The 11227-nt window shown below is 42.7% G+C and carries 8 protein-coding genes, 1 tRNA gene and 1 pseudogene; all 10 read left to right on the top strand.

Translation table 11 applies throughout. From position 1 onward, the window contains the following. A partial coding sequence (locus RP262_RS10930) for a toprim domain-containing protein (RefSeq protein ID WP_311155162.1) occupies positions 1 to 1418 on the top strand: 1418 nt, incomplete at its 5' end. Positions 1419 to 1459: 41 nt separating this feature from the next. After that, positions 1460 to 3481 carry an N-6 DNA methylase gene (locus tag RP262_RS10925; RefSeq protein WP_311155161.1) on the top strand — a complete coding sequence of 674 codons (2022 nt, stop codon included), beginning with the start codon at positions 1460 to 1462 and terminating at the stop codon, positions 3479 to 3481. Positions 3482 to 3498: 17 nt separating this feature from the next. Next, complete coding sequence (locus tag RP262_RS10920; protein ID WP_311155160.1) at positions 3499 to 4665, top strand: restriction endonuclease subunit S; 1167 nt, start codon at positions 3499 to 3501, stop codon at positions 4663 to 4665. Then, on the top strand, positions 4658 to 5437 hold the full coding sequence (locus RP262_RS10915; RefSeq protein WP_061595171.1) for a hypothetical protein: 780 nt from the start codon (positions 4658 to 4660) through the stop codon (positions 5435 to 5437). The genes RP262_RS10920 and RP262_RS10915 overlap by 8 nt, the downstream gene beginning before the upstream one ends. A 53-nt stretch (positions 5438 to 5490) precedes the next feature. After that, complete coding sequence (gene fic / locus RP262_RS10910) at positions 5491 to 6093, top strand: protein adenylyltransferase Fic (protein WP_061595172.1); 603 nt, start codon at positions 5491 to 5493, stop codon at positions 6091 to 6093. Between the two features lie 67 nt (positions 6094 to 6160). Further along, positions 6161 to 6976 carry an aminoglycoside 6-adenylyltransferase gene (locus tag RP262_RS10905; RefSeq protein ID WP_311155159.1) on the top strand — a complete coding sequence of 272 codons (816 nt, stop codon included), beginning with the start codon at positions 6161 to 6163 and terminating at the stop codon, positions 6974 to 6976. A gap of 36 nt (positions 6977 to 7012) precedes the next feature. Further along, positions 7013 to 9463, top strand: a complete 2451-nt coding sequence (gene parC / locus RP262_RS10900) for a DNA topoisomerase IV subunit A (protein ID WP_125438590.1) — start codon at positions 7013 to 7015, stop codon at positions 9461 to 9463. A gap of 169 nt (positions 9464 to 9632) precedes the next feature. Continuing rightward, positions 9633 to 10658, top strand: a pseudogene (locus tag RP262_RS10895) (branched-chain amino acid aminotransferase); the annotation flags it as partial. Between the two features lie 105 nt (positions 10659 to 10763). Then, positions 10764 to 10994 (top strand): DUF2969 domain-containing protein, encoded by a 231-nt coding sequence (locus tag RP262_RS10890; protein WP_002895433.1) that lies wholly within the window; start codon positions 10764 to 10766, stop codon positions 10992 to 10994. A gap of 49 nt (positions 10995 to 11043) precedes the next feature. Then, positions 11044 to 11124, top strand: a tRNA-Tyr gene (locus RP262_RS10885). Positions 11125 to 11227: the final 103 nt, after the last annotated feature.

The following is an 11227-nucleotide window of genomic DNA, read 5'->3' as shown; positions in this document are numbered from 1 at the left end:
TCATGCCGGACGATACGATTTTTTCAACGACAGACTTCAAGTACAACACTATTGCTGAGCGGCTTAAGGAATCAGCCTTCCTGCTCAAGAATGTCCGTCTGTCGCTGACCGATGCGCGGACTGGCGAAGAAGTAGAATTCCACTATGAGAATGGGGTCGAAGATTTTGTCAGCTATCTCAATGAAGACAAGGAAACCCTGACTCCTGTCCTCTATTTCGAGGGTGAGGAGAGCGGCTTCCAAGTTCAGGTGGCTCTCCAGTACAACGACGGCTACGCCGATAATATCCTGTCCTTTGTCAATAACGTCCGTACCAAGGACGGCGGTACCCACGAGACGGGGCTCAAGACCGCAATTACCAAGGCTATGAACGACTATGCCAGAAAGACGGGCCTGCTCAAGGAAAAGGACAAGAATCTGGAAGGATCGGACTACCGCGAGGGTCTGGCTGCTGTCCTGTCCATTCTGGTCCCTGAGGCTCACCTGCAGTTTGAAGGCCAGACCAAGGACAAGCTGGGCAGTCCTTTGGCACGTCCTGCCGTGGACTCCATCGTCTCTGACAAGCTGACTTTCTTCCTCTTGGAAAATGGCGAATTGGCGTCCAATCTCATCCGCAAGGCTATCAAGGCCAGAGATGCTAGAGAAGCGGCCCGCAAGGCGCGTGACGAAAGCCGGAATGGCAAGAAGAATAAAAAAGACAAGGGCTTGCTCTCTGGTAAGCTAACTCCGGCCCAGTCCAAGAATCCAGCCAAGAACGAACTCTATCTGGTCGAGGGAGACTCTGCCGGTGGCTCTGCCAAGCAAGGCCGTGACCGTAAGTTCCAAGCCATCCTGCCTCTGCGCGGTAAGGTTATCAATACTGCTAAGGCTAAGATGGCTGACATTCTCAAGAACGAAGAAATCAACACCATGATTTACACGATTGGAGCAGGTGTTGGGTCAGACTTTACCCTTGAGGATGCCAACTATGACAAGATCATCATCATGACCGATGCGGACACCGACGGTGCCCATATCCAAACCTTGCTGCTGACCTTTTTCTATCGCTATATGCGCCCGCTAGTCGAGGCTGGCCGCGTCTATATCGCCCTGCCGCCTCTCTACAAGATGTCCAAGGGCAAGGGCAAGAGCGAAGTCGTCGAGTATGCATGGACCGATGGCGAGCTGGATGACCTGCGCCGCAAGTTTGGCAAGGGAGCCATGCTTCAGCGCTACAAGGGGCTTGGTGAAATGAACGCTGATCAGCTATGGGAGACGACCATGAATCCCGACACCCGCACCCTCATCCGTGTCACCATCGAAGACCTGGCCCGCGCCGAACGCCGTGTCAATGTCCTCATGGGCGACAAGGTCGAACCACGCCGCAAGTGGATTGAGGATAACGTCAAGTTTACGTTGGAGGAGCAAACTGTTTTTTAGAATGTTGTGTGATTATTAAGTTTGAAATATGAGGTTATAAAATGGATTGGAAATTAGAATCAGATGTCAATGATTGGGTGAAAGAACAATTTTACAAATTAGGTTTAAAAAAACGTAGGGATTATAACGAAGAGTCTGCTATGAGTGACTATATGAAAGAAGCACTAAAGGGTGCAGCTAAAACGAAAACCAAAACAAATTTTGGAAAACCTGATTTTCATATTGAAAAATATAGAAAGAGGAAAGTTCCTGTAGTCATTGAAGATAAGCTGAAGTTATCAAAATTAGTGGCAGAAACAAAGGATGGAGTTAAGTTTGACGAAAACTCCATACGTGCAAATGCTGTCAATGGTGCTATTTATTATGCTAGACGTATGATTGATAGTGGAAGTTACCAAGAAGTCATTGCGATTGGGGTAGCTGGAGATAATGAGGAAAATGTTAAAGTTAGCGTTTATTATGTTTTTGGTTCAGCGTTTAATGCCTATAAAATAACAGATGTTAAAACACTAGACTTTCTTGAAAATGAGCAAACCTTTGAGGAATTTTACAAGGAAGCAACTCTGACCGATGAAGAAAAACACCAAATCCTTATTGACAGTCAGGCTAAGTTGCAATCTTATGCTAAAAAACTTAATCGTTTAATGCACAATCATAATATCACAGCTCCACAACGTGTTCTTTATGTATCGGGGATGTTGCTTGCCATGCAAGATATTATTGATGAGAATGGTGAGCAATTAGATGACGGTCTTGTACCAGATGACCTAAAAGGAAGACAAATAACAAATAAACGTGATGGTGAAAAAATCGTCAATCATATTTCCAATTTCCTAAAAGCAAGAGGTATTGAGGAAGAAAAAAGGAAGTTAATGCTGGCTTCTTTCAGTGAGATTTCAAAAGATAGCCAACGTGATGAAATCACTGAAAACGACAAAGAAGTAGCTAAATTTTTAAATGGTAATTCGTCTGTTAATAAACAGATTTTCACCTTTATCTATGAATATATTTTCAAACAGATTGATGGTTTAGGTGGTCATATTGACATTATGGGAGAGATGTACTCCGAATTTCTCAAATACGCTCTTGGAGATGGAAAAGAAATCGGAATTGTTCTCACTCCTCCTTATGTAACGAAGATGATGGCTCAAATCCTTGGAATACACAAGGACAGCCGTGTTATGGACTTAGCAACAGGTTCGGCTGGCTTCTTGATTTCGGCAATGGAATTGATGATAGATGATGCCAATAATGAATTTGGGCGCAACACCACTAAAGCAAAAAACAAGATTGCTTATCTGAAAAAGAATAATTTACTTGGGATTGAGCTCAATGCTGAAATGTATACTCTTGCTACAACAAATATGATTTTGCGTGGCGACGGGTCAAGTCGAATTGAAAAAGGTTCAGCTTTTAATCGTCCAGAAAGTCTTTTCACCAATTTTAAGGCAAACCGTATTTTGCTTAATCCGCCATTTTCTTATGAAGAAAATGGCTTGCCTTTCATCGCTTATGGTTTAGATAAGATGAAGAAAGGTGGCTTGGGGGCTATCATTATCCAAGATAGCGCAGGTTCGGGAAAAGCAACTACAACAGCAAAGAGTATACTTTTAAAACATACTCTTCTAGCCTCTATCAAGATGCCAGTTGATTTGTTTGTACCAATGGCAGGAGTACAGACTTCTATCTATATTTTTGAAGCTCATAAGCCACATGATTATGAACAAACAGTTAAGTTTATTGATTTTAGAAATGACGGCTATAAACGTGCGAAACGTGGTATTTCAGAAATTGATAGTCCTATTGAGCGGTACCAAGATATTATCAAAATTTATAAAGCGGGAACGAAAGCAAAAGTCAATAATGAGCTTTGGGAGTTAGATAAAATCTATATTGAAGATTTTATCACTAGAAATGGTAATGACTGGAACTTTGAACAGCACCAAGTCATTGATACCAAGCCTACACTAGACGACTTTAAGAAAACTGTTGCTGATTATCTTTCATGGGAGGTTAATCAACTTCTGCAAAGTCGTGGAGAAGACCTTTCAAAAAAAGCTTAAGCCCTCGCCTTCAAAGATTGGACAAAGAATTTGAAGAAAACGGGGGCGAGTGGAAGAAAGTAGCTGTTGGAGAACTATTTGATATTCGACCTACTAAAAACTATGGATTAACTAATCAAAAGTTGTTTGCCACTAAAGGTGATATTCCCGTTGTAGTTAATTCTAGTTTGAATAATGGAATAGGAGGCTACACCAATTTAGAGCCGACTGAAAAAGGAAATACGATAACTTTTTCAGACACAACTACTTCAGATAGTATTTTTTATCAACCTAATGATTTTATTGGCTATTCACATGTCCAAGGGATGTTTCCATACGATTATTGGGGTAAGTATCAACTATTATATTTTGTTATCTCTTTCAGAGCTGCTACAAAAGGAAAATTTGATTATGGAAATAAGTTTAATCGTAGTAAAGCAAAAGAAATTATTGTTAATCTGCCATACATAAAATCAGAATTAGCATTTTCATATATGGAAAGCTATATCAAAGCGCTCGAGGCGGAGCGCATCGAGACGCTCGAGGCGGAGCGCATCGAGACGCTCGAGGCGTATCTAACAGTGACTGGATTAAAAGATTATCACCTCACAGAAAAAGATGAGAAAATCCTTGACACATTCGCAAACTTGACAGATACTAAGAGTAGAGTAGAGAAGTCGGGAGTAGTATATCTATCTAATTTCAAGATGAAGACTTTGTTTTCCAATATCGCCCAAGGTCGTCGCTTGAAAAAAGATGACCAGATTGCCGGAGATTTACCTTTTGTTATGGCTGGTACGACGAACACTGGAGTGGTACGGACAATCGGCAATGATGTGAGGATTTTTCCGAAACATTCATTGACGATTGATATTTTTGGAAATACATTTTATCGTAGCTATAAATTTGGAGCGGGAGACGATACCGGTGTATTCTGGAATGATGAGGTGTCTAAACCGAAATCGTTACTATTTATAAAAGCAGTTATTGAAAAATCTTTACAAGGTAAATATGACTTTGGAAATAAATTGAGAGCTTCTCAAACTCATGATTTTGAGTTTTTACTGCCAACTAAAAATAAACAAGTCGATAAAAACTTCATGTCCGATTTTATCAAAGTTATCGAAAAAATCGTTATTAAAGATTTAGTCGAATGGACAGATAAAAAAATCGCTGCTACAAAAGAGGTGATAGAGCATGACTGATTGGAAGTTTTCTTATGAAGAGCGATTAGAAGATATAGAGCGTGCTATTGTTGACTACACATGGTTAAAGCAATCTATGGGAGGACCTATCTCTTTTTCAGATACACTAATTAAAACAATCGAAAATTCTATAGTTATATCTATATATTCTTTGTCGGAGCAACTGCTGAAAGATAAAATTTATAGTATTTTACAGGTGCGTTTTAATGATGAAGAACAAAGTCCAAAAGATAAGTATATCTTAAATCAAATCCCCCCAGAAAAACACCCTATAACTCCAGATTTGGATAGGATAAAAAAAGAATTAAAGATCTTTTATCCAGAATTTAAATTATACCTACCCAAGATAGTTGATAATTATAAAAACTCATATGTCCAATTAGTTAAAGCAAGACACGACTATGCGCATGCGAATAATCATACTGCTAATATTGATTTTGATGCTGCTAAGAGATTTGTTGAGTATTTGAAGTTACAGTATGATGATATTATCGCTAATGAAATTTCAAATATAGGTATATTAGAAAAGAAACTACTTGATTTAAGGGAAATTGAAAATTTTCAACATTTATCTTCAAAACAGACTGAAATTGAAGAAATCAGAAATTTAGTAGATACTATAGACTTGTTGGATGATGAGTATTTTATTGACTATATTAAAGAAGTTTTTGACTCTTTGAAAGAGGCGTTTAATATTATTGATACAGCAAGTGAAGCAGGTTTTAAAGAAGATATTTCAAATTTTCGGAATGCTCTAACAGATTTTATATGAAATTTAAATAGTTCAGAAACATGCCATTTCCAAAAACAAGAAAAGAGGCAATCATGGTTTTAGAAAATAAATTAGGCATTACCAGCAGCGCGGAACTGGCACGCGAGGAGGAGCGCCTGACTAAGGTTAGAGCCAAACAACTCTTTGAGAGCGGGCAGTTGTTTGGCTTTGAGGTCGGCACCTTTGCTGGCTTGTCGGCTATCCACGCCCAGCTTTTTGGCGACATCTACGATTTCGCTGGACACATTCGCGACGTCAATATCGCCAAGGACGATTTTCAGTTTGCGGCCCGCATGTTTTTGGAGCAATCGCTGCGCTACATTGACAAGCTCCCTCATGAGGATTTTGACCAGATTGTCGACAAATACGCGGATATGAACATTGCTCATCCTTTCCGTGAGGGGAATGGACGCGCCATACGGATTTGGCTAGATTGTATGCTTCGTCAGAAGCTGGGTAAAGTGGTAGATTGGAACGCCATTGATAAGGATGAATACCTGAATGCCATGAAGCGTAGTGCAGTGTCGACTGGAGAACTCAAGTATCTCCTCCTCAACAATCTGACGGCTGACCTCACTCAGGCTCGTTTCTTTAAGGGTGTGGATGCTTCATATTATTACGAAGGGTATAACCTTTACCAGACAGGGGAGTTATAGTGTAGAAACTATTCACCAAAAAGAAGAAGCAGATAGCTAGTATCCGAGAAAACGAGAAGGTATTAACATGAGAACTGAAATCGAAATGTTTGATGTGATTTTGCAAACCGCAAGAGTGCTACAAGTTGACGCTGTCGCTATGTCCGGCTCGCGGACAAACCCAAAGGCTCCCAGAGACGAGTTCCAAGACTATGATGTGGTCTACATTGTGGAGAATTTGGACGCTCTGGCGGCTGACCTTGCATGGTTGGAAAAGTTTGGCAAGCGCATGATTGAGCAGTATGTCCTACTAGACCATCGCCGCCTCTATCTCATGCTCTTTGAAGATGGCAATCGGATAGATTTGACCCTTTGCCCAAAGGAGCACATCAAAGAATGGGTGGATAGCGAAGCGGATTTTACGGTGCTGGATGACCCGCAGGGATTGTTTGCTCCTTATACACCGACACCCAAACGCTATTGGACGGCACCAGCCAGTGCGACTGACTTTGGTAAATCCTGCAATGAATTTTGGTGGGTGTCCGCTTATGTAGTTAAGGGCATTTATCGAAATCACCTTGTCTATGCGACGGATCATTTGTATGGAATCTGCCAACAAGAATTGCTCAAGCTTTTAGCTTGGCAAGTGGCAGCAGATAAGGGGACGGTCGATGTTGGCAAGAACTACAAATACCTCTTCCAGCATTTGCCTGCTGAGAAAGAGAAAGAATATACAGCCTTGCTTGACTTTTCTGACCAGAAACAAATCACCAGGTCTCTCTTAGCTACCATGCACTTTTTCCACAAAGAAGCACAAGCTTTCTCTCGCAAAACAGGCTTCCACTATGACAAAGTAACCGCAGAGAAGATGATTGAGTATGCTAAAGAGAGGCTTAGCTTCTAATTATTATTAAAAAGAAAAATAAAAAAGAGAATTATTATGTCCAACATTCAAAACATGTCCCTTGAGGACATCATGGGAGAGCGCTTTGGTCGCTACTCCAAATACATCATTCAGGAGCGGGCCTTGCCAGACATTCGCGATGGCTTGAAGCCTGTTCAACGCCGTATTCTTTATTCGATGAATAAGGACGGCAATACCTTTGACAAGGGCTACCGCAAGTCGGCCAAGTCAGTCGGGAACATCATGGGGAATTTCCACCCCCACGGTGACAGCTCCATCTACGATGCCATGGTCCGCATGTCTCAGGATTGGAAAAACCGGGAGATTCTCGTTGAGATGCACGGGAACAATGGTTCTATGGACGGTGATCCTCCGGCGGCTATGCGTTATACCGAGGCGCGGCTGTCTGAGATGGCTGGCTACCTTTTGCAAGATATTGAGAAAGATACTGTTCCTTTTGCTTGGAACTTCGACGACACCGAGAAGGAGCCGACTGTTCTGCCGGCAGCCTTTCCTAATCTTTTGGTCAATGGAGCAACAGGGATTTCCGCTGGTTATGCGACCGACATTCCACCTCATAATCTAGCCGAAGTCATTGATGCGGTCATCTATATGATTGACCATCCGTCGGCCAAGGTGGACAAGCTCATGGAGTTTCTGCCTGGACCTGACTTCCCGACAGGAGCCATTGTCCAAGGTCGTGATGAAATCAAGAAAGCCTACGAGACTGGTAAAGGTCGCGTCGTGGTGCGCTCCAGAACTGAGATTGAAAAGCTGAAGGGCGGTAAAGAGCAAATCGTCATCACCGAGATTCCTTACGAGATTAATAAAGCGGTCTTGGTCAAGAAAATCGACGATGTGCGGGTCAACAATAAGGTGGCTGGCATTGCTGAGGTTCGGGACGAATCAGATCGGGACGGTCTTCGCATTGCCATCGAGCTCAAGAAAGATGCCAATACTGAGCTGATTCTCAACTATCTTTTCAAGTACACTGATTTGCAAGTCAATTACAATTTCAACATGGTGGCGATTGACAATTTCACGCCGCGCTTGGTGGGGATTGTGCCAATCTTGACCAGTTATATTGCCCACCGCAAGGAGATTATTCTAGCTCGTAGTCGCTTTGACAAGGCCAAGGCTGAGAAACGACTGCATATCGTAGAAGGATTGATTCGGGTTATTTCCATCTTGGATGAGGTGATTGCCCTGATTCGTGCTTCAGAAAACAAAGCAGACGCCAAGGAAAATCTTAAAGTCAGCTATGATTTCACCGAGGAGCAGGCTGAGGCTATCGTCACTCTCCAACTCTACCGTTTGACCAATACAGACGTAGTGGTTCTGGAAGAGGAAGAAGCAGAGCTGCGCGAGAAGATTGCCATGCTGGCAGCCATTATCGGCGATGAGCGCACCATGTATAACCTCATGAAGCGAGAGCTCCGCGATGTTAAGAAGAAGTTTGGCAATCCGCGTCTCAGCGAGCTGCAGGATACGGCAAATGCCATTGAGATTGATACAGCTAGTCTCATTGTTGAGGAAGAGACTTATGTCAGCGTGACTCGTTCTGGTTATATCAAGCGGACCAGTCCGCGTTCTTTCTCTGCTTCAACCCTAGAGGAGATGGGCAAACGTGATGATGATCGACTGATTTTCGTCAGCCCAGCCAAGACGACCCAGCATTTATTGATTTTCACTAGCCTGGGAAATGTCATTTACCGGCCTGTTCATGAGCTGTCAGACATCCGCTGGAAAGAAATAGGAGAACACCTCAGCCAGACCATCAGTAACTTTGATACCAAGGAAGAGGTTATCTATACAGAATTGCTGGATAGCTTTGAGGAGGGCACTTACTTTGCAGCGACCAAGCTGGGCCAAATCAAGCGAGTGGAGCGCAAGGAATTCAGTCCTTGGCGGACTTACAAGTCTAAGTCACTCAAGTTTGCTAAACTGAAAAATGAAGACGACCAGGTCATTGCTCTGGCGCCGATTAAGGTGGATGATGTTATGCTCGTGACCAAAAATGGCTATGCCCTTCGTTTCAATATTGAGGAAGTTCCTGTCATCGGAGCTAAGGCGGCTGGTGTTAAAGCCATCAACCTCAAGAAGGACGATGTCCTTGCGGCAGCTTTTATCGCCAACACAGACTCGCTTTACCTCCTGACTCAGCGCGGTTCGCTCAAGCGTATGGCAGTCGCAGACATTCCTGTTACTAGTCGGGCAAATCGCGGTCTTCAAGTCTTGAGAGAGCTTAAGGCCAAGCCACATCGTGTCTTTGCAGCTGGACCAGTCTATGGCGAAGCAGTGGACTTCGACCTCTTTACTACTGAAGCAGAAGCCAGTGAGGAGCAGATTTTGCAGGTGCTTTCTAATAAAGGAACTGCCTATGAGATCAATCTAGCCGACCTCAGCTTGTCTGAGAGAACTAGCAACGGCAGCTTCATTTCTGATACTATTTCAGACGAAGAAGTCTTCTCAGCTTATATCAAGTAATCATCAAATCAGTTCGTAGGAGCTGGTTTTTTTCAATTTCTATAAGTTTGATAGCGGAACAAAAGACTGAATAACAAAATTTTCTGAAAATTGAAAATAATACTTGAAAATATCTCAAAAAGGTGTAAAATAGGGAGTATCTAAAAATGAAGTTTGGAAGAAGAGGAGAAAGACTATGACGGTAAATCTTGATTGGGAAAATCTAGGATTCTCATATATGAAATTGCCTTATCGCTACATAGCTTACTATCGCAATGGTCAGTGGGAAGAAGGAACATTAACGGAGGACGCTACGCTCCATATCTCTGAGTCGTCTCCTAGCCTTCACTACGGCCAGCAGGCTTTTGAAGGTCTGAAGGCTTATCGAACTAAGGACGGCAGTATTCAGCTTTTCCGTCCAGATAAAAATGCGGAGCGTCTGCAACGAACAGCTGACCGCTTGCTCATGCCGCAAGTTCCTACAGAAATGTTTGTGGAAGCAGTCAAGCAGGTTGTCCGAGCTAATGAAGAATATGTGCCACCTTATGGAACGGGCGGAACTCTTTATATTCGTCCGCTCTTGATTGGAGTCGGCGATATTATTGGTGTGAAACCAGCTGAAGAATATATTTTTACTATCTTTGTAATGCCGGTCGGCAATTACTTCAAAGGCGGTCTGACTCCGACTAACTTCATTGTCTCAGATGACTATGATCGTGCGGCACCGCACGGAACTGGTGCGGCTAAAGTAGGAGGCAATTACGCTGCCAGTTTATTACCAGGAAAGATTGCTAAGGATAAGCATTTCTCAGATGTGATTTATCTGGATCCAGCAACCCATACCAAGATTGAAGAAGTGGGATCTGCCAACTTCTTTGGTATCACTAAGGATAATGAGTTTGTAACGCCGCTCAGTCCCTCAATCTTACCATCCATCACCAAGTACTCTTTGCTTTATCTAGCGGAGCATAGACTAGGACTCAAACCGATTGAGGGTGATGTTCCTCTGGCAGACTTGGGTAAATTTACTGAAGCTGGAGCTTGCGGAACAGCTGCAGTTATCTCCCCTATCGGAGGTATCCAGCACGGCGAAGATTTCCATGTCTTTTATAGCGAAACAGAAGTCGGCCCAGTCACTCGCAAGCTGTATGACGAATTGACTGGTATCCAGTTTGGTGATATAGAAGCGCCAGAAGGTTGGATTGTAAAAGTATAATCTAAAAACTGTCCTTGATTGGGCAGTTTTTCTGTGTTTCTAGCCTAAGATAGCTTGCGCACTCAGCTATTTTCGTGTACAATAGAAATTTGAAAGAGGTAAGTTATGAGTAAAAAAGACAAAAAAATTGAAATTCAAATCACAGACAGCAAAGTGAAGGTCGGAGCAGACCAATTTGACGGTTATAGTCTTGCTATTGGCAAGAAGGTTATCGGCGAGATTGCCGAACTAGATGGCCAGTTTGCAATCATCAAAAATGGAAATGCTGAAAGTTTTTATAAAAAACTTGAAAGAGCTGTGGAAACTTTGATTGAAACCTATAATTTAAGCAAATAAGGCTTGCATTTTCATTGTATCAATGTTATAATAGATAGCGTTGATTGTCGGAGAGATAGCGAAGAGGCTAAACGCGGCGGACTGTAAATCCGCTCCTTCGGGTTCGGGGGTTCGAATCCCTCTCTCTCCATTAGCGTTCATTATGACGATGATAAAGTGACTTTTGTCAGCGCTCTTTTTGGGGTATAGCCAAGCGGTAAGGCAAGGGACTTTGACTCCCTCATGCGTTGGTT

Source organism: uncultured Streptococcus sp., from assembly GCF_963456385.1.
Lineage (GTDB): Bacteria > Bacillota > Bacilli > Lactobacillales > Streptococcaceae > Streptococcus.
The sequence above is the reverse complement of the archived record's forward strand: the minus strand, read 5'-3'. Positions and strand labels throughout refer to the sequence as shown.